The organism is Mesorhizobium sp. P3_A2 (assembly GCF_056403115.1).
Map to the genome: position 1 here is coordinate 259,734 of NZ_JBFUGC010000008.1, position 20,779 is coordinate 280,512.

General features: G+C 61.8%; 23 protein-coding genes. 9 read left to right on the plus strand and 14 right to left on the minus strand.

Annotated elements, in window-relative coordinates; all coding sequences use genetic code 11:
• Positions 1–103: 103 nt before the first annotated feature.
• A complete protein-coding gene (locus AC1DXM_RS19980; protein ID WP_477235454.1) occupies positions 104–952 on the plus strand; it encodes a methyltransferase domain-containing protein in 849 nt (282 codons plus the stop codon).
• 56 nt (positions 953–1,008) lie between these two features.
• Here AC1DXM_RS19980 and AC1DXM_RS19985 read toward each other — a convergent pair whose 3' ends face one another.
• From AC1DXM_RS19985 to AC1DXM_RS20000, 4 genes are read right to left on the minus strand one after another with little or no spacing between them, the layout of a single operon-like run.
• Complete coding sequence (locus AC1DXM_RS19985; protein ID WP_477235456.1) at positions 1,009–1,611, minus strand: class I SAM-dependent methyltransferase; 603 nt, start codon at positions 1,609–1,611, stop codon at positions 1,009–1,011.
• A gap of 23 nt (positions 1,612–1,634) precedes the next feature.
• Positions 1,635–2,135 carry a GtrA family protein gene (locus tag AC1DXM_RS19990; protein ID WP_477235458.1) on the minus strand — a complete coding sequence of 167 codons (501 nt, stop codon included), beginning with the start codon at positions 2,133–2,135 and terminating at the stop codon, positions 1,635–1,637.
• 4 nt (positions 2,136–2,139) lie between these two features.
• Positions 2,140–3,144 carry a glycosyltransferase gene (locus AC1DXM_RS19995; RefSeq protein ID WP_477235460.1) on the minus strand — a complete coding sequence of 335 codons (1,005 nt, stop codon included), beginning with the start codon at positions 3,142–3,144 and terminating at the stop codon, positions 2,140–2,142.
• The gene (locus AC1DXM_RS20000) at positions 3,134–4,363 is read right to left on the minus strand and encodes a glycosyltransferase family 2 protein (RefSeq protein WP_477235462.1); all 1,230 of its coding nucleotides are present in this window, start codon (positions 4,361–4,363) and stop codon (positions 3,134–3,136) included. The genes AC1DXM_RS19995 and AC1DXM_RS20000 overlap by 11 nt, the downstream gene beginning before the upstream one ends.
• Before the next feature lie 383 nt (positions 4,364–4,746).
• Here AC1DXM_RS20000 and AC1DXM_RS20005 point away from each other — a divergent pair, with 383 nt between their 5' ends.
• The 4 genes from AC1DXM_RS20005 to AC1DXM_RS20020 all read left to right on the plus strand — a co-directional run bounded on the left by AC1DXM_RS20005 (position 4,747) and on the right by AC1DXM_RS20020 (position 6,684).
• Positions 4,747–5,043, plus strand: coding sequence for a YciI-like protein (locus AC1DXM_RS20005; RefSeq protein WP_477235464.1), 297 nt, complete (start codon positions 4,747–4,749; stop codon positions 5,041–5,043).
• Positions 5,044–5,072: 29 nt separating this feature from the next.
• A complete protein-coding gene (locus tag AC1DXM_RS20010) occupies positions 5,073–5,498 on the plus strand; it encodes an EVE domain-containing protein (RefSeq protein ID WP_112621800.1) in 426 nt (141 codons plus the stop codon).
• Positions 5,453–6,151 carry a class I SAM-dependent methyltransferase gene (locus AC1DXM_RS20015; protein ID WP_477235466.1) on the plus strand — a complete coding sequence of 233 codons (699 nt, stop codon included), beginning with the start codon at positions 5,453–5,455 and terminating at the stop codon, positions 6,149–6,151. The genes AC1DXM_RS20010 and AC1DXM_RS20015 overlap by 46 nt, the downstream gene beginning before the upstream one ends.
• 110 nt (positions 6,152–6,261) lie before the next feature.
• Positions 6,262–6,684, plus strand: coding sequence for a DUF1761 domain-containing protein (locus AC1DXM_RS20020; RefSeq protein ID WP_477235468.1), 423 nt, complete (start codon positions 6,262–6,264; stop codon positions 6,682–6,684).
• Position 6,685: 1 nt separating this feature from the next.
• Here the strand turns inward: AC1DXM_RS20020 and gcvA are convergent, their stop codons facing one another.
• The gene (gcvA, locus tag AC1DXM_RS20025) at positions 6,686–7,636 is read right to left on the minus strand and encodes a transcriptional regulator GcvA (RefSeq protein WP_477235470.1); all 951 of its coding nucleotides are present in this window, start codon (positions 7,634–7,636) and stop codon (positions 6,686–6,688) included.
• Positions 7,637–7,766: 130 nt separating this feature from the next.
• On the opposite strand from gcvA, the gene AC1DXM_RS20030 reads away from it, so the two are divergent.
• A complete protein-coding gene (locus AC1DXM_RS20030; protein ID WP_477235472.1) occupies positions 7,767–8,021 on the plus strand; it encodes a hypothetical protein in 255 nt (84 codons plus the stop codon).
• Positions 8,022–8,071: 50 nt separating this feature from the next.
• On the opposite strand, the gene AC1DXM_RS20035 is transcribed toward AC1DXM_RS20030, so the two are convergent.
• On the minus strand, positions 8,072–8,608 hold the full coding sequence (locus AC1DXM_RS20035; protein ID WP_477235629.1) for a L,D-transpeptidase family protein: 537 nt from the start codon (positions 8,606–8,608) through the stop codon (positions 8,072–8,074).
• A gap of 145 nt (positions 8,609–8,753) precedes the next feature.
• On the opposite strand from AC1DXM_RS20035, the gene AC1DXM_RS20040 reads away from it, so the two are divergent.
• Positions 8,754–9,437 carry a response regulator transcription factor gene (locus AC1DXM_RS20040; protein ID WP_112561232.1) on the plus strand — a complete coding sequence of 228 codons (684 nt, stop codon included), beginning with the start codon at positions 8,754–8,756 and terminating at the stop codon, positions 9,435–9,437.
• A 217-nt stretch (positions 9,438–9,654) separates the two neighbouring features.
• Positions 9,655–10,110, plus strand: coding sequence for a cyclic nucleotide-binding domain-containing protein (locus tag AC1DXM_RS20045; RefSeq protein WP_477235474.1), 456 nt, complete (start codon positions 9,655–9,657; stop codon positions 10,108–10,110).
• Positions 10,111–10,141: 31 nt separating this feature from the next.
• On the opposite strand, the gene AC1DXM_RS20050 is transcribed toward AC1DXM_RS20045, so the two are convergent.
• The 6 genes from AC1DXM_RS20050 to tesB form a co-directional block, all read right to left on the minus strand.
• Positions 10,142–10,948 (minus strand): exodeoxyribonuclease III, encoded by an 807-nt coding sequence (locus AC1DXM_RS20050; RefSeq protein WP_477235476.1) that lies wholly within the window; start codon positions 10,946–10,948, stop codon positions 10,142–10,144.
• Positions 10,949–11,107: 159 nt separating this feature from the next.
• Positions 11,108–11,779 (minus strand): outer-membrane lipoprotein carrier protein LolA, encoded by a 672-nt coding sequence (locus AC1DXM_RS20055; protein ID WP_477235478.1) that lies wholly within the window; start codon positions 11,777–11,779, stop codon positions 11,108–11,110.
• Between the two features lie 140 nt (positions 11,780–11,919).
• The gene (locus AC1DXM_RS20060; protein WP_477235480.1) at positions 11,920–14,586 is read right to left on the minus strand and encodes a DNA translocase FtsK; all 2,667 of its coding nucleotides are present in this window, start codon (positions 14,584–14,586) and stop codon (positions 11,920–11,922) included.
• A 544-nt stretch (positions 14,587–15,130) separates the two neighbouring features.
• Complete coding sequence (locus AC1DXM_RS20065; protein ID WP_477235482.1) at positions 15,131–16,486, minus strand: ammonium transporter; 1,356 nt, start codon at positions 16,484–16,486, stop codon at positions 15,131–15,133.
• 31 nt (positions 16,487–16,517) lie between these two features.
• Positions 16,518–16,856, minus strand: a complete 339-nt coding sequence (locus AC1DXM_RS20070; RefSeq protein ID WP_023670499.1) for a P-II family nitrogen regulator — start codon at positions 16,854–16,856, stop codon at positions 16,518–16,520.
• Between the two features lie 218 nt (positions 16,857–17,074).
• On the minus strand, positions 17,075–17,950 hold the full coding sequence (gene tesB, locus AC1DXM_RS20075; protein WP_192254745.1) for an acyl-CoA thioesterase II: 876 nt from the start codon (positions 17,948–17,950) through the stop codon (positions 17,075–17,077).
• A 113-nt stretch (positions 17,951–18,063) separates the two neighbouring features.
• Between tesB and AC1DXM_RS20080 the strand changes: the two genes are divergently transcribed.
• Positions 18,064–19,320, plus strand: coding sequence for a ubiquinone biosynthesis hydroxylase (locus AC1DXM_RS20080; RefSeq protein WP_477235485.1), 1,257 nt, complete (start codon positions 18,064–18,066; stop codon positions 19,318–19,320).
• Here AC1DXM_RS20080 and plsY read toward each other — a convergent pair.
• Both plsY and AC1DXM_RS20090 read right to left on the minus strand, forming a co-directional pair.
• Positions 19,301–19,981, minus strand: coding sequence for a glycerol-3-phosphate 1-O-acyltransferase PlsY (gene plsY / locus AC1DXM_RS20085; protein WP_477235487.1), 681 nt, complete (start codon positions 19,979–19,981; stop codon positions 19,301–19,303). The genes AC1DXM_RS20080 and plsY overlap by 20 nt on opposite strands.
• Positions 19,982–19,997: 16 nt before the next feature.
• Complete coding sequence (locus AC1DXM_RS20090) at positions 19,998–20,528, minus strand: hypothetical protein (RefSeq protein WP_477235489.1); 531 nt, start codon at positions 20,526–20,528, stop codon at positions 19,998–20,000.
• Positions 20,529–20,779 lie beyond the last annotated feature (251 nt).

Below are 20,779 nucleotides of genomic sequence, written 5' to 3' on the forward strand. Positions count from 1 at the left end.
GCGGACTTTAGCCGCTGTTAGCGTTTTGCTTGTTAAGAAGGGGCTATATTCAGACACGGCAACCTGCCTTCTGCGACAATGCGGCGGCTTGAAAGGACATCGCGTGCTACAACCCAAGATGGCATCGGGCCTCGTCTGCCCAGTCTGCTATTCTAAGCTTGGCACAAGCCAGGTTGCCCTGACCTGCGAATCTTGCCCTGCCACCTATCCCGTGCACAAAGGCATTCCATTCTTTGTCGAGTCGCCGGTGAGGGAGGGCTTCGACGCGAGCTTCCATGAAGAGGCGTATACCGGTACTAGCACGCGCGCCCGTCTCTACAATTCGCTGAAGCAGGTCATCACAAGCGAATATTCACCGCACGACACGCTGAATTCGTTTCTTGCTTTGATACCTCAGGACTCAATGATCGTTGAGTTTGGCTCTGGCGCACGGCGCGTTCGCTCCGATGTCCTCAACATTGACCTGTTCCCCACCCCGAACGTCGATCTGGTCGCGAATATCGAGCACACGCCGCTTGCAAGCAATTCCGTCGACTTCGTTATTCTGGACAGCGTGATCGAGCATGTTCCCAATCCGGAAGCGGTCGTCGATGAAGTGTTCCGTGTCCTAAGGCCGGGTGGAAAGCTTCTGTGCATCAACCCCTTCCTGTTCCCCTACCATGGCTATCCTGCCCACTACTGCAACTTCACAAAGGACGGGATTGAGCAACTCCTCCGGCGGTTCGGAAAGGTGGAGGTCCAGACACATCAAGGACCGACAAGCGCGATCGTCAACATCCTTTCGGAATATATCGGCGTCGTTGTTGGTCGAGAGAACCGAACCCGCTACATGATAGCGAAAGCCGCGATCCTGACGCTGACATTCCCGTTGAAGTTTATCGACAAATTCCTGGTCGATCGCCCGGAGAGTCATCGGATCGCCAGCATGCTCGGCACCATCGCGACCAAATAGCGTGTCGTTGATCCGCGCGCTTACCGCCTCGCGACCCGCCAGGATCTACCCATCTACTACCAGCTGAGCAGTTCACAATAATTCGGCCGGTCCGGTAACGCCGATGCTCTTTTTGCTGTAGGGAAATGCCGTCTTGCCATGGCCGTGAAGTCCGAGCGTGAAAATAGCACGACATGCTTGTCTCCGGTAATGTGCCGGTCCGCAAGAAGCGACAAGGTGGCGCGTATTCCACCAGGCTCGATGTCCTTCAAGATGATCTTCCGGCAGGCCCAGCGTTCGCAACTGTCGGCCAGCGATTTGAAGAATGCGTCGCGCCCATCGACCGGCACATGATGAATGACGTCGGAAATCGTCACAACATCATAAGATCCTTGCACGCTGGAAAGGTCCGTGGCGGGCAGAAGTTCGACCTTCGGTCGATTTGCGTTGCTTAGAAACGCACCGATTGAAGGTGCGAGATCGCACATCGTAACCGTTAGGTCGGGGCGCCGATCAAGCAACCGGTCGACGAGCGCTCCATCCCCGCCGCCGATATCCAAAACCTTCGCGCCGTTCGGCAATTCGCGATCGAGAAAATCCGCAATTACATTGAGATTGACGAAAAGACGACGGTAGATGTCTCCGACCGGCTTGAAATGGCGGCCAAGAGCCCTGCGCATGATCTGTCCTGGCGGCAACATTCTCATTCCTCGTTTCCCGTGGTTGAGCGAGAGGATGTCGCCGGCAAGGTGACGGGCTTTAGATTGAACCGTGACAAGATAGCAAAATGCGCAACGACAACGTTCCAGATGAGTAACGCAACTGTGGCGATCGGAGACGCAATCGCAACACCAAGGCCGAGGCATGAACAGAGAAGCACCATCATGGCTACCGAGATCGGGTAGGCCGCAGCCACACCTGCCGCAAAACGCGCAAATGATTTCAAGCGAAGTGGCTTGCCGAAGGTGAACCAGCTGTGCAGAGCGTATCCCGTAGGCATCACAGCCAGGAATGAAATCATGATGCCCAGCAGGTAGTGCCCACCCAGCTGATCAACCGCAATCATGATGGCATTGTGCGCAATTGCGCATATCGCTCCCACCACAGTGTACCGCCATCCACGTTCCAAAAGCGGTCTTTCGTGAGCACCGGCATGGTCGCTCTTGTCCACTTGGTTGTCGGCGATCCTGGCAGAGCTGAACATTGCCTCAGAACGCTCCCGTCAGTTTCGCGCGAAGCCGGCACATGACGCGCTCTAGCAATCGCGAATCGCGCAAGTAACGCCTTAATCCCGTCGGCCCGAGCGACAGCATGGTGCGAGCCGCTCGAACCAAGGCCTTCAAGTCGCCGCCCGACGCAGCCGCCAGCGACACATTAACGCTGATCGATGCCCGAGCAGCAGATTCAATCTGGCGTCGGCTGCGCGCCGAAAGCCGGTACAGATGGCGCTCTAGGACAGTCTGCATTTGCGAACGGAATTCATTCGCATTACGCGACCCGGTTACAGTCAGCGAACCTCCATGAACCCGGAAGGCTGTGGTTATCTCTTGGTGATAAACGACAGATCCGGCAACAGCGAGCTTCGCCCACATATCCCAATCCGCCGTATACCAAAGCATCTCATCCATGCCCCCGCATGCCAGCCACGCACTCCGACGAAAAATCGGAGCAGGCACAGACACAAAATTCTGTACGAGAAGCCGTTCCAGCAAGAATTCAGATTCGAGCACCTTTTCGCTTGGCAAGGGACAGTTCCAGCATCCCATTCGCCGGCCGTGGCGGTCAACGATCGCAGTCGGGGCTAAATGAAGCGCTGCTTCGGGTGCGTCCGCGAGCCAGCGTCGAGCGGCCTCAATGCGCCCGGGCAACCACAGGTCGTCTTGGTGGAGTATGCAGACATAATCGGCGGCGGCTAGCTCAACGCCCAGGTTGGTCTTCGACTGCCAAGGCCCGAGATCTTTTCGCCGAAGCAGCCGGAACGCCGGCCAGTGGAGGAATCGCTCGACAATGGCAGCTGTGGCGTTCGTCGGGCTGCTGTCGATAATGATTATCTGCAGGTCGCCAGTCAGCTCCGCAGCAAGTGAAGCAAGTGTCGCTCCAATCCATGCCGCCCCGTCATGGACAGGCATAACGACCGACAGAAAAGGCTTTTCGGCCGCGCGGCTTACTGCTTGAATTTCCGCTCGCGAGGCTGCTGAAGGGTTAGAACTCATGTCTGGCACTCAATGTATCAAGCAGCAACTTGAGCACGAAGCCGGATAGGACCATGGACATGCCGGCCACGCAGATAGTGGTGACCACAAAGGTCAGGTGCACAGATTGCTCCATGGGGCCGCCGACAAAAATCCAATGTAGCGCCAGTGCCACGTCCGCCGCGAAGCCGGCTGCCGCGAGTACACCACCGGAAAAAACCAGCCATTCCAAAGGGCGACCGCGCGTCAGCCATGACACAATTCGACCGCTGTAGCCCGGATGGTAGATGGCGATTGCCACCTTTGCCAGCATACCGAACAGGATCGCTGAAAGGCCAATCAACGTCGCCATAGCCGAGAGCGCGACGAAGTGAATTCCGAAGTACCATCCGCCGATGCGAACAGGTCCGGCAGCGAGAACGGCCAGGCCGACAATACCCGTCGCCAGCAAGGTAAGACCAGGTATCAGGTAAAGCGTGTCCGGCGCGTGAGCAATAATGAGCCGCAAATGGCGCCAACCGTCGCGGAAGGAACGCAGATGCGGGGCGCGGTTTCGCTTGTCTGGGTAGAGCTTGATCGGCACTTCACGAATGGCGAGCCCAGCGCGATGCGCATTGATGATCATTTCCGAGGCGAATTCCATTCCCGGCGAGCGTGCGCCGATTTTATGAAATGCCTCTCGAGTGACACCGCGCATGCCGCAATGGAAGTCGTGGATCGGAGATTTGTGCAGCCAGCGGGCGATGGTGGACAGGACGGGATTGCCCAGGTAGCGATGCAATAGCGGCATGGCGCCCGGCTCGATACCGCCGGCGAACCGATTGCCCATGACAAAGTCCGCACCCAATTCCAACGCATCGATGAAATCGCCGAGCTGGCTCCAGTCATAGGAATCATCGGCATCGGCCATGATGAGATATTTGCCTTCCGCTGCTTCAGCCGCGGCGCTGATTGCCGCGCCATAGCCCTTTACCGGCTGATGGACGACGCGCGCTCCCAACTGTTGCGCAATCTCCACCGACCTGTCCGTGGAGCCATTATCGCCGACGACGACTTCCCCCTTGACGCCGCGCCTCGAGAAGGCATCGAAAGCTTTGCGGATGCAGATGCCAATCGTCAATTCTTCGTTCAGGCAAGGAATGATTGCAGAAACGAGAACACGCTCGGTCTCCATGCTGGCCGTGAAAGCAGGCGTGGCGTCGTCGATCCTGTCTGTCATGTCACCCGCGATGCTCTCCATTGCGTCCTCTATTCAGGCGTTCTGGAAGAACCAGCCCCATTCCCACAACTGCTGGGAGCGTAGCATATCGAAAATTGATTATCTTTGACTTACGAAATATCCAGTCGCGTCCTATAAGCAGTAATCGCAAAGGCCAGGCGCTATTTTCTCGCAATGCAGCGCTATTGCCTGTGTCTGCTCTTTCGGGCGAAGCGATATCGCCTGTGACTTTCATCAAACCCAAGTGGATCAATCATTTCAATGCCTTGGCCTTGAGCGGGGCGGAGATCCAACGCGGCAGATCGTCATTTGGCATTGACCCGAAGGCACCATAAAAGCAAAAACTCGGTTTCGGCAGTTCAAGGCGAACTGTAGTCGCAATCCCAACCCGGAGTTTCGAAAGCATGCTGTTTGCGTTGATTTGCAAGGACAAGCCCGGCAGCCTGCAGGTGCGCGTCGACACCCGGCCCGCCCACGTCGCCTTTCTCGAGGGCCTGAACGCCGACAAGAAACTGGCCTTTGCCGGTCCGTTCCTCGATGCCGACGGCAAGCCGAACGGCAGCCTCGTCGTCGTCGAGGCGCCTGACATGGCGGGTGCGCAGGCGCTATCGGCCGCCGATCCCTATGCCAAGGCCGGGTTGTTCGAAAGCGTCGAAATCCGCCAGTGGAACTGGACCTTCAACAAGCCGGCGGCTAGTTAATCGGGCAAGCCGTGAGGAGGAGCAAAGACATGAACTACTGGCTGTTCAAATCCGAACCTTCGGTCTTCTCCTTCGAAGCGTTGAAGGCGAAAGGCAAGGCTGGCACGCAATGGGACGGCGTGCGCAACTATGCGGCGCGCAACAACATGAAGGCGATGCAGATCGGCGATCTCGGCTTTTTCTACCATTCCAATGAGGGGCTGAACGTCGTCGGCATCGCCGAAGTCTGCGCGCTGGCGCATCCGGATAGCACGACCGACGATCCGCGCTGGGAATGTGTTGACATCCGCGCCTTCAAGGACGTGCCGAACCCGCCGACGCTGGAACAGGTCAAGGCCAATCCGAAACTCGCCGAGATGGCGCTGGTGCGGCTCGGGCGACTTTCCGTGCAGCCGGTGACTCCGGCCGAATGGAAGGAAGTCTGCCGCATGGGCGGCCTGACGCCCGCTCCGTGACGGTCCTCACGCCGAACAGCGCGAAAAAGTTCATTCTCGACAACACGGCGCTCGTGGCGCCGCCGCACGTGCCGGAAATTTTTCTGCGCCTTGCCGATGAGGCGCATGACCTCTGGCAGCGAACCGAGGACGAGTTGACCGAAATCGGCTTGCCGCCGCCCTTCTGGGCCTTTGCCTGGGCCGGTGGCCAGGGCCTTGCCCGCTATATCCTCGACAACCCGTCTGAAGTGCGCGGCAAACGCGTGCTCGACTTCGCTTCCGGCTCCGGACTTGTCGCCATCGCCGCCGCCAAGGCCGGTGCGGCGCAAGTGATCGCCGCCGACATCGACCCGTTCTGCGAGACGGCGATCCGGCTCAACGCCGAGGCCAACGGTGTTGCCATCGACTTTTGCGGCACGGACTGCATCGGCACCGATGCCGGCTGGGACGTGGTGCTGGCCGGCGACGTTTTCTACGACAGATCTTTTGCCGACACGCTGATGCCGTGGTTTTCGACGCTGAAGGCGCGCGGCGCCGACATCCTCGTTGGCGATCCCGGCCGCTCCTACATGCCCAAGGCCGGACTGGAGCCTTTGGCCGTCTACGAAGTGGCGGTGACGCGGGCGCTCGAGGATGCGCTGGTCAAGCGCACCACGGTCTGGCGCTTCGCTTGACGGCGCTGCCGAACAGGCGTTCGATCGCGCATTGATTTGAAGAATATGCATGTCGTTATCCCAAGACCGCTCAACGCTTTTTGGGCGACATGCTTGAGGGGAGGACTTTTATGGATTTTTCAGCAGTGAACTGGCTGGCGGTCGTTGTCGCGGCCGTGGTGGCGTGGCTCTTCGGCGCCGTCTGGTACACGGCTCTGAGCAAGCCGTGGCTGAAGGCGGCCAAGCTCGATCCGGCGACAATGAGCAAGTCGAAGCTGCCCTTCGTCATCTCCTTCATTGCCGAACTCATCATGGCGCTAGTTGTTGCTCTGGTTGTCGGCGCGATGACCGGCGGCGAGCCGGCCCTTGTCGCCGGCCTGGTCTTCGGCTTCGTCCTCTGGCTCGGCTTTGTCGCCACGACGCTGACGGCCAACCACCGCTATGAAAATTTCGGCTGGGACCTGACCCTGATCGACGGCGGTCACTGGCTCGGCGTGCTTCTGATCATCGGTGTGGTGATCGGCTGGTTCGGCGCACCGGTCGTCGCCGGCTGATCTACAGCTCGTCCCATGTCCGGCGCGTCGGGTCCGGCTGCGGGTTGTGGACTTCGCCCAGGATCCAGTCCTTGAACGCGATGATCCTGGCGTCGTTTGCCGATGCGGCTGGATAAACCAGGAAATAGGCGAACTCGGCCGCGACCTTGAGGCCGAGTTCGAATGGCCGCACCAGCCGTCCCTCCGACAGGTCGTTGGCCACCATGGCGAAATCGGCGAGCGCCACCGCATTACCGTCGAGCGCCGCCTGCACCGCATCTGACGAAGAGCCGAAAACGATGGTCCGGCTGTCATCAAAATCGTCGATGCCGGCCGCCGCCATCCACATGCGCCAGTTCGGCCAGGTCACGCCCTGGCGCGCCCATACGATATGGGCAAGCGTGTGCCGGAAGAGATCGCGCGGCTCTCGAAGCGGCGGACCGGAGGTCAGCAAAGCCGGGCTGCACACCGGAATGATGATGTTGTCGAACAGACGGTGGCTGACAATGCCCGGATATTTCCCGGTGCCGAAGCGAATGCCTATATCGACGTCGTCGCGATCGAAATCGCGCACCTCATAGGCGATGTCGAAGCGAAGTTCGATCCCGGGCTGATGCTTGCGGAAATCGTCGACACGCCGCATCAGCCATTTGGTCGCAAATTGCGGGTCGAGCGTAATTTTCAGGAGCGCCATGCCGCGCGTCATCTTTTGTGCCCGCGACACCGCCCGGTTGAGCACGTCGAGCGCATCGAGCGAGGCTTCGAACAGCACCGTGCCTGCCTCGGTCAACCGGATGGTCCGGCTGGTGCGGGTAAACAGAACGATGCCGAGCTGGTCCTCGATTTCCTTGATCTGGTGGCTGACCGCGGCCGGCGTCAGCCCGAGCTCGTCCGCGGCCCGGGTGAAATTGAGGTGCCGGGCCGCCGCTTCGAGCGTCCTCAAGGCGCGGGTTCCGGGCAGCAGGCGGGCCAATTGATCTCCAAATAAAACTTGATGATATGGAGAAAACTACTCGTTTCTCCTTTGCCTTTCAATCCGACATGATGGGCGCAATCGAAACACTATCAAACCGGATTTGATATCCGGAGGAACGGATCACACCATGTCCACCGTCGCTTTTCATTCACCGATCGCCCGTCCGACCTGGTTGCGTGCCGTGCTCGACTGGCTTAGTCACGCCAGGGTCGCGATCCATCTCACCCAGCAAAATGTCGTCCACCAGGACGTCGAGGATCTCTCCGATCGCGAGCTGCGCGACATTGGCGGCGAACGCAAGGATGTCGCCCGCGCCATGGACCGGGAGTTGGGCAGGCTGGGACTGCTGGATATTGGCTGGCAGAGGAATAGGCAGTGGTGAATGGTGAGAGAGCAGCGAGTTCGTCCCTCATCACTATTCACTATTCACCGCTACCTCACCACCCTCACCACCGTCCTGTCCGAAATCAGCGGCAACAGCCGCGCCATCGTCCGCGCGGTTACCGCAACGCAGCCTTGCGTCGGCGTGAAGCCGGGACGCGCCAGGTGGAAGAAGATGGCGCTGCCGCGCCCGCGCCGGCGTGGCGCCATGTTCCAGTCGAGCACCAGGCAGGCGTCATAGAGGCGATCATCGCGCCGCATCCGCTCATGGCTGGCGCCATAGGGGATTTTCACCGGCCGGTTGTAGTTGCGGTCGTCCGGCACCTCGCACCAGCCGAGATCGCGCCCGATCGGTGTCATTGCCAGCCGGGTTTTGCGGGCCACGGCGAAATGATCGCTCCGAAAATATCCCGATAGAATCCGCATCTCGCCAAGCGGCGTCGCGCCGTCGCCCTCGCGCTTGTTGGCGGAGATGCCGCCGCGTCCGAGCGCGCACGCGAACACCTTGCTGCCGGCCTGCAAAATCCCCTGGCTTGGGTTGCCGGGCCTCGCCCGTACCACCAGCACCCGCAGCCCTTTAGGCAAAATTGCGCCGGCTGCATTGCGAACGCGTTTTTTCTTGTATGATCGTGTCACGGAACAAATCACTGTGATCGGACTGTTGCGCCGGTCAGCTTCCGCATAAATGGGGGTCGGTCAACTGAAAATTCTTTTCAAAACAACGGATTGATCCATGACATCACGTACCATTCTTATCGTTGACGACGATGACGACCTGCGGGGAACCCTCGTCGAGCAACTCGCCCTTTACGAAGAATTCGACGTCCTGCAGGAAGCGACCGCCGCCAAAGGTGTTGCTGCTGCGCGTGGTGGGCTCATCGACCTGCTCATCATGGATGTCGGCCTGCCCGACATGGATGGCCGCGAGGCGGTGAAGATCCTGCGCAAGGGCGGCTACAAGGCGCCGATCATCATGCTGACCGGCCACGACACCGATTCCGACACGATTCTGGGCCTCGAGGCCGGCGCCAACGACTATGTCACCAAGCCGTTCCGCTTCGCCGTGCTGCTTGCCCGCATCCGCGCGCAACTGCGCCAGCACGAGCAGAGCGAGGACGCCACCTTCTCGGTCGGTCCCTATACGTTCAAGCCCAGCCAGAAGCTTCTGATCGACCAGCGCGGCGCCAAGGTGCGGCTGACGGAGAAGGAGGCGTCGATCATCAAATATCTCTATCGCGCCGACCAGAAGGTGGTAACGCGCGACGTCTTGCTCGAGGAAGTGTGGGGCTACAATTCCGGCGTCACCACGCACACGCTGGAAACCCACGTCTACCGGCTGCGCCAGAAGATCGAGCGCGATCCTTCCAATGCTGAAATTCTTGTGACAGAAAGCGGCGGCTACAAGCTGGTTCCTTAAACATTTCATTATTCAATAGGCGGTCGGGGCGGGACTGTTTCGGGTACGATCCGGCTGGAGGGGCCTGGATCGACCCGCGCATCGGCCCAAAATCGATTCGGTTTTGGGGAAGAACGCTGCGCAAATTGAAGATGTTGGAGCATCCTTTGCGTGACCAGGAGGACGCGCGGCGCTCTAAGGGAGGGATTGGACTGACCGTTCGGGGACGCAGCTAGAGATGGCGCTGGATGACGACATCCGCATCCTGTCTGCCGTGAAGCTCTTCGAGGGTTTCACGCAGGAACAGCTGCGTCTGCTCGCCTTCGGCGCCGAAGCCACGCATCTACAGGCCGACCGCAAGCTGTACCGCGAAGACGACGAAGCCGACTCAGCCTATATCGTGGTCAGTGGGAAGATCGTGCTCTACCGCGAGCAGGATGGCGACCGCATCCCGATCGGCACCGCCGGTCCTGGCACGATCCTCAGCGAACTGGCGCTGATCGCCGACTCAAGGCGACTGACCAGCGCCTCGGCCGAGACCGATTCGGAAGTGATAAGGCTGAGCCGCAAGATGTTCCGCCGCATCCTCGAGGAGTACCCCGACGTGGCGGTGAAACTGCACCAGCGCATCCTCGAGGATTTCCAAGCCATGATCGCCCGCATCGAGAAGCTGGCGCCGCGGTTTGATGGGTAAGTCCAACCAGACAAGCGTTACATAGGCGTGACTAATCCAAGTCGAACCGTGCAATCACCGGTACATGGTCCGACGGCCGGTCCCAGCCGCGTGCGGCGCGCAGGATTTCGTAGCCGGCAAAATCACGCACAAGGTTCGGCGACGACCAGACATGATCGAGCCGGCGGCCGCGGTTCGACGCTTCCCAGTCCTGCGCCCGGTAGCTCCACCAGGTGTAGAGCTTTTCCTCTGGCGGCACGTTGAGCCGCATCAGGTCGACCCAGTCGCCGGCGATCCGCATCGCCTCGAAATTTTCGGTCTCGACCGGTGTGTGGCTGACGACGTTGAGCAATTGCTTGTGCGACCAGACATCGTGCTCCAGCGGCGCGATGTTGAGGTCGCCGACCAGGATCGCGGCCGACGCCTCGCTATGTTCAGCGCGGATGGCGTTCATCTCGGCGACGAAGTCGAGCTTGTGGCGGAATTTGCGGTTGATCTCGGGATCGGGCTCGTCGCCGCCGGCCGGCACATAGAAATTGTGGATGAGGATCGCCTTGCCGCCGGCCTGCACTTTGACCGACAAATGCCGACTGTCGTCGATCTCACAGAAGCGCCGCTTTTCGACCATCTCGATCGGCCGCCGCGCCACCGTGGCCACGCCGTGATAGCCCTTCTGGCCGTGGAAGGCGATGTGCTCGTAGCCCGCCTTGCGGAAGGCTTTTTCCGGAAACAGCTCGTCGGGAACCTTCGTCTCCTGCAGGCAGAGCACGTCCGGCGCCTGCTCGGCGAGCAGCCGCTCGACGATCGGCATGCGCAGACGCACGGAGTTGATGTTCCAGGTGGCGATGGAAAAGGGCATGCAGGAGTCCGGTCCGAGGCAGCGAAAATCCTGCCGGGACAGCCCGACAGGACATTGTGCCTATGAATTTGGTCCTGGAACTACTGCCAGCCACACGATCTAAAAACAAGCAGGCGTTAACCGCCAACGGCGCAGGAGGATGCCCGCAGCGGCAGAACGCTATCTCGTCTTGGTGTTCAGTTCGCGGTTCGCCGTATAGTCGATGGCAAAGGTGTCCGGCGGGAAGCTGACGCCTTCCTTGGTGTTGTAGATCATCACCGTGGTGTCCTTGCCCTGCGCGTCGGTGATGGTCCACTGGCGCAGGTCGTAGGATTTCGGATCGAACATCATGGTGATCTTCGAATTGCCGAACACCGACTTGTCGGCGAGCTGGATGGTGGTGAGGTCGCTCTCTTCCTTGATCGATTTGACGCGCCCGCCGGAGAGGTCGATCCGGTTGTCGAGCAGCAGCTTCAGCGGCGTCTTCGACAACGGATAGAGATCGGACGTGTTCAGCCGCTTGTTTAGGATGGCCACCGACTTGCCGTCGGAAATCACCCGGAAGTTCGACTTGCCGTCATAGTTGAAGCGGATCTTGCCCGGCCGCTCGAGGAAGAACTTGCCGCCGGTCTGCTGGTTGTTGGGGCCGAACTGGACGAACTCGCCGGACATCGACTTGACCGAGGAGAAGTGGTCGGCGATCTTTTGCGCCGTCGGCGGCACCGCCGCCTGCGCAGAGGCCAGAAGCTGGAACCCCGGCATGACATTGACGGCCGCGGCGCCGGCAAGAACCAGGCCAAGGCCGAGCAGCTGGCGGCGGTTTGGAGCGAAATCGCTGAGGTCGTTTTTCATGCCGGTCACTCTCGTGTGGTGTGTGTCTCGTTGCAGTCCGTGGACCCCCAGTTAGACTTAAGTTTGGCGGACCGGACAGCGCTCAGTCGCTGTAACGCACCAGAAGGTTCAAAGGTTGCCGCCAGGCGGTATTTGGCCAATCAGAACTTGTCGTCCTCCGTCGGCACCAGGATCTCGCGTTTGCCGGCATGGTTGGCCGGGCCGACAATGCCTTCCTTCTCCATCTTCTCGATGATCGACGCCGCGCGGTTGTAGCCGATGCCGAGCCGGCGCTGGATGTAGCTGGTCGAGGCCTTGCCGTCGCGCAGCACCACGGCCACCGCCTGGTCGTAGGGATCGTCGGAATCCTCGAAATTGCCGCCACCGCCGCCACCGCCCTTGCCTGACGGCTCGTCGTCATCGTCTTCGCCGTCATCTTCGGTGATGGCGTCGAGATATTCGGGCACGCCCTGCAGCTTCAGATGCGCGACGATCCTCTCGACCTCATCATCGGAAACGAACGGGCCGTGCACGCGCTGGATGCGGCCGCCGCCGGCCATGTAGAGCATGTCGCCCATGCCCAGCAGCTGCTCGGCGCCCTGCTCGCCCAGAATGGTGCGGCTGTCGATCTTCGACGTCACCTGGAAGGAGATGCGGGTCGGGAAATTGGCCTTGATGGTGCCGGTGATGACGTCGACGGACGGGCGCTGGGTGGCCATGATGACATGGATGCCGGCGGCGCGCGCCATCTGCGCCAGGCGCTGCACCGCGCCCTCGATATCCTTGCCGGCGACCATCATCAAATCGGCCATCTCGTCGATGATGACGACGATGTAAGGCATCGGCTCGAGGTCGAGATTCTCGGTTTCGTAGATCGCCTCGCCGGTCTGGCGGTCGAAGCCGGTCTGCACGGTGCGCGAGATTTTTTCGCCCTTCTTCTCGGCCAGTTGCACGCGGGCGTTGAAGCCGTCGATGTTGCGCACGCCGACCTTGGACATCTTGCGGTAGCGGTCTTCCATCTCGCGCACGGTCCATTTCAGCGCCACCACCGCCTTCTTCGGATCGGTGACGACCGGCGTCAAAAGGTGCGGGATGCCGTCATAGACCGAGAGTTCGAGCATCTTCGGATCGATCATGATCAGCCGGCAGTCCTGCGGCGTCAGCCGGTAGAGCAGCGACAGGATCATGGTGTTGATGGCGACCGACTTGCCGGAGCCGGTGGTGCCGGCAACCAGCACGTGCGGCATCTTGGCGATGTCGACGATGACCGCCTCGCCATTGATGGTCTTGCCCAGCGCCAGCGCCAGCTTGGCCTTGGTCGTTTCGAAATCGCGGCTGGCCATGATCTCCCTGAGATAGACGGTCTCGCGCTTGGCATTCGGCAGTTCGATGCCGATGGCGTTGCGGCCGGGCACCACCGCGACGCGGCAGGCAATGGCGCTCATCGAGCGGGCGATGTCGTCGGACAGGCCGATGACGCGCGACGATTTGATGCCGGGCGCCGGTTCCAGCTCATAGAGCGTGACCACCGGGCCGGGGCGCACTGCGACGATCTCGCCCTTGACGCCGAAATCTTCCAGCACGCCTTCGAGCAGGCGCGCATTCTGCTCCAGCGCGTCCTTGGAGAGGCTGGCGTCGCGCACCACATTCTTCGGTTCGGACAGGAAATGCAGCGACGGCATTTCGAACGTTTCCGAGCCGATCAGCGAGGTCTGCGCCTCGCGCTGGACGCGGGCGCCAGGAGCGGGACGCGGCGCAGGTGCTGCAACACGGGTCGCAGCATCGGAGCGGAAGTTCTGCACCTTGGCATTCGGCGCGGCACGGCGCTGGACCGGTTCGTCGTCGAGATCGACCTCTTCGTCACCATTGTCGAACCCGGCATCGAGGACGTCGTCATCGTCCGGATCGACGGAAACGCTGCGATCATTGACCATGGCGGCGAAGAATTCCGGCTCGACGCGGGCGCGCCCATCCGGGCTCATCCGCGCTTCGGCGAACTCGGCCGATTCGACCCGTTCAGCGGCACGGCGCCATGCGGTGGAGCGCTGCTCCATCTCCGGTTCGTACTCGTCGCGCTCCTGCTGGCGGCGCACAGCCCGGCGGTGCATCCAGGCACGGAAGGAGAGCCACCAGTGCGTAATTGCGCCGAGCGCCAATATGCCTTCGTCGCCCTCGTCCTCGTCTTCGTCGAAGAGCAGGTCGTCCTCTCGGGGATCGGGCTCGGCAGTGCGCTCCATGACGGCAAAGCCGTTCTTGCGCGCAATCAGCGCCGAGCCATAGGCAAACAGCCACAGCGCCGGCGCGATGAGCAGTATCGCAATGATGCTGGCAACGAGGCCGGTCGGGTAGCCGCCAATGAGCAGGCCCGGGATGTTGAGCACCATGTCGCCGAACACGCCGCCGAGGCCGGTCGGCAGCGGCCAGGTCTTGGGGGGCACCACGCAGCCGGCCATCGCTGCTGCAAGCAGCGCGAAGCCGAACCAGGCGAGGCCGCGCTTCGGCAGCCTGTCGACGCCACGCGCCGAAAACAGGAGGAAGCCCCAGATCACCGCCGGCACCAGCGCGGCAACCGCGGCAAGGCCGAAGAACTGCATGGCGAGGTCGGAGAACACCGCGCCGGCATAGCCCATGGCGTTGGTGACGATGTTGTCGGTTGCGTGCGAAAAGCTCGGGTCGGCAACGTTCCAGGTGGCCAGCGCCGCAACCCCAGAGGCGACCAGCACAAACAGGCCGGCGCCCACCAGCCGTCCGACCTGGCGCCGCGCGAATGCCTGGATGCCGTGCCCCGTATCGGTCAGCGCGAGCGGTGCTGAAGCCCCTGAACGCATGCTCTTCCCCGTCTGTTTTTGCCTGGCCGGGCGCATGACGCACTCCGGCAGATTCGAACGTCAGACTATCGGGGGGAAGGTTAAGGCCGCATTAACTATAAGGACGTGGGCAACGATCTTGAACAGAGCGCGCCACGGCCGTTTCGCCTCATGCCTGCTGCGATAAAGGGATGCCAGCGGTGACACGGGACAGTTTTTCACGCTTTGACAGCGTCGGCTTCTCATAGGCTTTTTTCATGGTGAGATTCGAGTGAGGTCGCGAATCTCGCGATCTTCCACGAGGTGTCACACCGGTCCGGCGCCTGCATCCCCCGCGCGGGGGATGCGGCCGACAATGGTGAGTCCCGGCCCGCCGCAACAGTTTGCAAAAAAAAGAGGCCCGGAATGAACCGGGCCTCAAGGCGTGAGCCCTTTTCGGGAGCGTCACGACGGGATTTCTCCAGGCAACTCCAGGAAAAGTGTTCAGCGGCTTTCCCAGGAGTTGCATAACCGGAAAAGGGGACCGGCGGGAGGAGGGTTCCGCCGGTCCCGTTGGCAGGTGGCCTTACGGAACCACCTCGCCATGCTGGGTGACGTCGAGGCCCTCGACTTCTTCCTGGGTGCTGGGCCGCAGGCCGACCAGTGCCTTGACGATGTAGAGGATCACGAAGGTAGCAATGGCCGTCCACACGATGGTGACGGCAACGCCGTAGACCTGCTTGCCGAGCGAGGCGCCCGACGACAGGCTGTTGATTGCCGGATCGGCGAGGACGCCGGTGAGCAGCGCACCGATGATGCCGCCGATGCCATGCACGCCGAAGGCGTCGAGCGAGTCGTCATAGCCGAACATGTGCTTCACCTTGACCGCCGAGATGTAGCAGAGCACGCCGGCGACGATGCCGACGATGAAGGCGCCGGTCGGGTTGACGAAGCCGGAAGCCGGCGTCACCGCGACGAGGCCGGCAACCGCACCCGAGATGATGCCGAGCACGGAAGGCTTCTTGGCAACGATCCATTCGGCAAACATCCAGGCCAGCGCCGCCGCGGCGGTGGCAACCTGGGTGTTGAGCATGGCAGCACCGGCAAGGCCGTCAGCCGCCAGTTCCGAACCGGCGTTGAAGCCGAACCAGCCGACCCACAGCAGCGAAGCGCCGATCACCGAATAGACCAGGTTGTGCGGCGCCATGTTGACGGTGCCGTAGCCTTCGCGCTTGCCGAGAACCAGGGCGCAGATCAGGCCCGCGACACCTGCGTTGATGTGGACGACCGTGCCGCCGGCGAAGTCGAGCACGCCAGCCGTACCGAGGAAGCCGCCACCCCAGACCCAATGCGCGACCGGCACGTAGACGACCAGCAGCCACAGCGCCATGAAGATCAGCAGCGCCGAGAATTTCATGCGTTCGGCGAAGGCGCCGGCGATCAGTGCCGGGGTAATGATGGCGAAGGTCATCTGGAACATCGAGAAGACGAACTCGGGAATGTTCGCCACGCCGGGCAACCACAGCGACGAGGTGGTGATGCCATGGTGGAAGAATTTCGAGGCGCCGCCGATAAAGCTGTTCAAGCTCGCCGAATCATTGGTGGAGAAGGCCAGCGAATAGCCGAACATGAACCACAGGATCGTCACCAGGCAGGTGATGGCGAAGCTCTGCATGACGGTGGCGAGCACGTTCTTCTTGCGCACCATGCCGCCGTAGAACAGGGCGAGGCCGGGAATGGTCATCATCAGCACCAGCGCTGTCGAAGTCAGCATCCAGGCGGTGTTGCCGGTATCGAGCACGGGCGTCGGCGCCGCCGGGGCAGCAGCGGCCGCGGGGGCTGCTTCCTGCGCGAAGGCGGCGACGCTGCCCCATGCTGCGAGAGCGAGCGAGCCGAGTGCGGCCGCGCGTCCCGTCGTCTTCAAGGTGGAAGGAATATTCATTGAACTCTCCATTGGAATACGTGTTCGCCGCTCAGAGCGCGTCGGTGTCTGTTTCGCCGGTACGGATGCGCACCGCCTGATCGATGCCGAAGACGAAGATCTTGCCGTCGCCGATCTGGCCGGTCTTGGCCGCCGCCGTGATGGCTTCGACGGCCTTGTCGACCAGGTCGGTGCTGACCGCGACTTCGATCTTGATTTTCGGCAGGAAACTGACCGCGTATTCCGCACCGCGATAGATTTCCGTGTGTCCCTTCTGACGCCCGTAGCCTTTGACTTCGGTGACGGTCAGGCCCTGGATGCCGACGGCGGTGAGCGCTTCGCGCACCTCGTCGAGCTTGAACGGCTTGATGATTGCCATCACGATTTTCATAAGGTTTCACCCTTTGCTGTTGCGGTCCCCCGCGTTTGCACACCTTCACCGATCCCAAAGAGCCCGGAGAGTGCCCGACAGGATTCAAGCTCCGTGCCAGTTGCCGAAGCAGTGCGTTAACTCATTGTAAACAAACGGATTGCCCGGGCCGCAGCAGCGCGGTGCACATTGTCATCGGACAGTCACTGATTAAAAAATAGGCAATTTTCAGAAAATGCCTATTCGGCAGGCGGGCGCTTCAGGCGGATCAGGCCTTCCTGGGCAACCGAAGCGATCAGCGTGCCGTCACGGGCAAACAGCGAGCCGCGGGTGAAGCCGCGCGACCCTTGCGTCGACGGGCTGTCCTGCGTGTACAGGATCCAGTCGTCGAGCGGATGGCTGCGGTGGAACCACATGGCGTGGTCGAGGCTCGCCGCCTGGATGTCGCGGTCGAAAATGGCGCGGCCGTGCGCAAAGGTCGAGGTGTCCAGCAACGTCATGTCGGAGAGGTAGGCAAGCACCGCAGCCTGTATGCCGCGGTCGGCCGGCACCGGGCCGGTGGTGCGGATCCAGATGTTCTGCTGCGGCTCCAGCTTTTCGCGGCTGGTGTAGTGTTTCAGCATCACCGGCTTCATCTCGATCGGCCGGTCGCGCTCCCAGTAGCGCCTGATGCCTTCCGGCACCGCCTCGCCGAATTTACCCAGCAATTCGCGCTGCGACAACAGGCTGTCGGGCGCCGGCACGTCGCGCGGCATCGGCAGTTGATGCTCAAGCCCGACCTCATCCTGCTGGAACGAGGCTTCCAGCGAAAAGATCGCCTGGCCATGCTGGATCGCCACCACGCGGCGCGTGGTGAAGGAGCCGCCGTCCCGGATGCGGTCGACCTCGTAGACGATCGGCACCTTGGTGTCGCCCGGCCGCATGAAATAGCCGTGCAGCGAATGCACATGACGCTCGGGCTCGACCGTGCGCTGCGCGGCGACCAGCGCCTGGGCGATGGTCTGGCCGCCGAAGACGCGCTGCCAGTCGAGCTTGGGGCTGCGACCACGGTACAGATTGTGTTCCAGCTGCTCGAGGTCGAGAATGCTGAGAAGCTCGTCCATGGCCGCTGTCATGCTTCGTGACCTCGCCTTAAGATGCTATGGCGGTTTCCGACAGGAATGGCGGGCAGTCAAGGCCGCAATGTCCCCGTGGAGGCAGGACGGTCACGGCTTCGAAAGGAATTGACATGGCAGGCCGCAAGACGGACGCAAAAAACTCGCTCGACGTGCTGATCGCCGGCGCCGGCTATGTCGGCCTCGCCGCGGGCGTGTCGCTGAAACAGGCGCGGCCGAACCTGGCGGTCGCCGTCGTCGATGCAGCCCCTGCCGGCGTCTGGCAGCAGGACAGCCGCGCCTCGGCGATCGCCGCCGCCGCCTGCCGCATGCTCGACCAGCTCGGCGTCTGGCAGGAAATCGTCGGCCACTCGCAAGCCATCACCGAAATGATCGTCACCGATTCGCGCACCGCCGATCCGGTGCGCCCGGTGTTCCTCACCTTCGACGGCGAGGTCGCGCCGGGCGAACCGTTCGCCCACATGGTCGCCAACCGCGATCTGAACGGCGCCTTGCGCAGCCGCGCGCAAAAGCTTGGCATCGATATCATCGAAGGTGTCGCGGTCAGCGCCTTCGACACGAACGGCGCGGGCGTCACCGTGCATCTGGCCGACGGCGCGACACTGAAGGCGCGCCTGCTGGTCGCCGCCGACGGCGTCAATTCGAAATTGCGCGACATGGCCGGCATCAAGACGGTGAGATGGGAATACGGCCAGTCCGGCATCGTCTGCACGGTGGCGCATGAGCGCCCACACAATGGCCGCGCCGAGGAGCATTTCCTGCCCGCCGGCCCGTTTGCCACTTTGCCGCTGAAGCCGACCGAGGACGGCACCAACCGCTCATCGCTGGTCTGGGTCGAACGCTCCGAGGATGCCGAGAAACTGGTTTCGGGCGACGACCTCGTCTTCGAGCATGAGCTGGAATTGCGCTTCGGCCTCAAGCTCGGCGAGATCCGCGTCACCGACAAGCCGCGCGCCTGGCCGCTCGGCCTGACCATCGCGCGCGCTTTCGTCGCCCCCCGCATCGCGCTTGCCGGCGACGCCGCCCACGGCATCCACCCGATCGCCGGCCAGGGGCTCAATCTCGGCTTCAAGGATGTGGCGGCGCTGGCCGAAGTGATTGTCGAGGCCGATCGCCTGGGGCAGGACATCGGTGCGCTCGACGTACTCGAGCGCTACCAGCAATGGCGCCGCTTCGACACCGTGCAGATGGGCGTCACCACCGACGTGCTGAACCGGCTGTTCTCCAACGACATCGGCCCGCTGCGCCAGCTTCGCGACATCGGCCTTGGCCTCGTCGAGCGCATGCCCCGGCTGAAAGAGTTCTTCATCCGCCAGGCGTCGGGGCTGTCGGGCGACACCCCAAGGCTGCTCAAGGGTGAGGCGATTTAGGCCGGGTATGAGTGCCACTTTGCCCCAGGCGCGGCTCGGCTCCTGACATAAGCCGCGCAATGTTGGGGCGATGGCGCGCGATCACGTAGATGCCACCGGCAATGACCAGCAACCGGTAGGGCAACGGCTGTTCCATACCGCAGACCAGAGCGATCGCGGTGAGCGCCGCCAGCATAGAACTCAGGGAGACAATTCGGGAAACTGCCAACACGATGCCAAATATCGTCGCGGCGCCTAAACCCACAGGCCAGGATATCGCCAGCAAAACGCCCAGCCCCGCCGCAGCCGATTTGCCGCCGGTGAAATTCAGCCAGATCGAACGGCTATGCCCCAGCAAAACCGCAAGTCCGGCCAAGCATACAGCCCAAGGAGCCCAAGCGGGCATATCACACGGTGCCGGCGGCATGGTTGTGAAAAGCCAGGAACAAAACCAGCGGGCAAAGACGACCGCTGCCGCGCCTTTCAGCACATCCACCAGAAGCACCACCAATGCGGGCCACTTTCCAAGTGTGCGCAATACATTTGTCGCGCCGGTAGACTTGGAGCCGTGCTCACGGATATCGATGCCCTTAACCAGTTTCCCCGCCAGATAGCCCGCAGGCGTAGAGCCGATGAGGTAGGCGGCAACCGATGCTACCGCGCTCGCTATCCAGAATGACATGCGCCCCAGCTGTTTCTCAATTGACCTCGAAACCCAGCTTCTGCCTCAGCCGCAGCATGCGCTGATCGGCGACCTTGAACTTCTGCTCGCCGCCTTGCGCGACGCGGTTCAGCATCTGCAGCAGATCTTCCCGCTCGTGCGGATCGAGGCGCTCGCGCAGGAAGGGCGCCAGCTTGTCGATGACGATGGTCGTGTCGTCGATCTGCGCCGAGGCCCACTTGGCGTAGACGACGGCCTCATCGGTTTTCTTCTGGTTCTCGGCGATCTGCGAAATCACCTCACGGATGACGGTTTCGCGCTTCGGCAGGATCGGGCCGTGCTCCGCAGCCATGGCAGTGATCAGCGTTGCCGCCGCCACGACCGGGTCGTCGATCGCCGTCAGCGGCGACAGCGCCGCCTGCTTGCGCAGCTTCTTGCGGCGGATGTTGCCCTGGACGCGCCCGACGACGTCGGCCACCTCGCGCGCGGCGTCGTTCATGGCCTTCATGCGGTACCACCAGAACGCAGCCGCTCCCAGCGCGCCGAGAAGAGCAATCAGGAAAGGCATGTCGAAAATTCCCCCGAAAATCCCGGCGACGATAAGAGAACTCCGACGTTGCTTCAACACGCAAGAATTGCGGCTGGTTAAGAAACACAGCCGTTTCCCTCAAGCTTCCACACTCCGAGGTCCCGGGCCTCGCGCCGCCGATCGTTCGGACCGCCGATGCGAGATCAATACAACAGGCGTTATCGCGCCTATTGCGGCCTCGCCGATACGCTGCGATCGTTCTGGGCCGAACAGGCCGCAGGACCGAGTAG

Coding starts and splice junctions, on each gene's coding strand:
- AC1DXM_RS20065 (WP_477235482.1), bottom strand. CDS start 16,486: ATGAATATTCCTTCCACCTTGAAGACGACGGGACGCGCGGCCGCACTC.
- AC1DXM_RS20020 (WP_477235468.1), top strand. CDS start 6,262: ATGGATTTTTCAGCAGTGAACTGGCTGGCGGTCGTTGTCGCGGCCGTG.
- AC1DXM_RS20005 (WP_477235464.1), top strand. CDS start 4,747: ATGCTGTTTGCGTTGATTTGCAAGGACAAGCCCGGCAGCCTGCAGGTG.
- AC1DXM_RS20010 (WP_112621800.1), top strand. CDS start 5,073: ATGAACTACTGGCTGTTCAAATCCGAACCTTCGGTCTTCTCCTTCGAA.
- AC1DXM_RS20040 (WP_112561232.1), top strand. CDS start 8,754: ATGACATCACGTACCATTCTTATCGTTGACGACGATGACGACCTGCGG.
- plsY (WP_477235487.1), bottom strand. CDS start 19,981: ATGTCATTCTGGATAGCGAGCGCGGTAGCATCGGTTGCCGCCTACCTC.
- AC1DXM_RS20015 (WP_477235466.1), top strand. CDS start 5,453: ATGGAAGGAAGTCTGCCGCATGGGCGGCCTGACGCCCGCTCCGTGACG.
- AC1DXM_RS19990 (WP_477235458.1), bottom strand. CDS start 2,135: ATGTTCAGCTCTGCCAGGATCGCCGACAACCAAGTGGACAAGAGCGAC.
- AC1DXM_RS19985 (WP_477235456.1), bottom strand. CDS start 1,611: ATGCGCAGGGCTCTTGGCCGCCATTTCAAGCCGGTCGGAGACATCTAC.
- AC1DXM_RS20030 (WP_477235472.1), top strand. CDS start 7,767: ATGTCCACCGTCGCTTTTCATTCACCGATCGCCCGTCCGACCTGGTTG.
- AC1DXM_RS20045 (WP_477235474.1), top strand. CDS start 9,655: ATGGCGCTGGATGACGACATCCGCATCCTGTCTGCCGTGAAGCTCTTC.
- AC1DXM_RS19995 (WP_477235460.1), bottom strand. CDS start 3,144: ATGAGTTCTAACCCTTCAGCAGCCTCGCGAGCGGAAATTCAAGCAGTA.
- AC1DXM_RS20080 (WP_477235485.1), top strand. CDS start 18,064: ATGGCAGGCCGCAAGACGGACGCAAAAAACTCGCTCGACGTGCTGATC.
- AC1DXM_RS20090 (WP_477235489.1), bottom strand. CDS start 20,528: ATGCCTTTCCTGATTGCTCTTCTCGGCGCGCTGGGAGCGGCTGCGTTC.
- AC1DXM_RS20050 (WP_477235476.1), bottom strand. CDS start 10,948: ATGCCCTTTTCCATCGCCACCTGGAACATCAACTCCGTGCGTCTGCGC.
- AC1DXM_RS20060 (WP_477235480.1), bottom strand. CDS start 14,586: ATGCGTTCAGGGGCTTCAGCACCGCTCGCGCTGACCGATACGGGGCAC.
- AC1DXM_RS20055 (WP_477235478.1), bottom strand. CDS start 11,779: ATGAAAAACGACCTCAGCGATTTCGCTCCAAACCGCCGCCAGCTGCTC.
- AC1DXM_RS20070 (WP_023670499.1), bottom strand. CDS start 16,856: ATGAAAATCGTGATGGCAATCATCAAGCCGTTCAAGCTCGACGAGGTG.
- AC1DXM_RS20000 (WP_477235462.1), bottom strand. CDS start 4,363: ATGGAGAGCATCGCGGGTGACATGACAGACAGGATCGACGACGCCACG.
- tesB (WP_192254745.1), bottom strand. CDS start 17,950: ATGACAGCGGCCATGGACGAGCTTCTCAGCATTCTCGACCTCGAGCAG.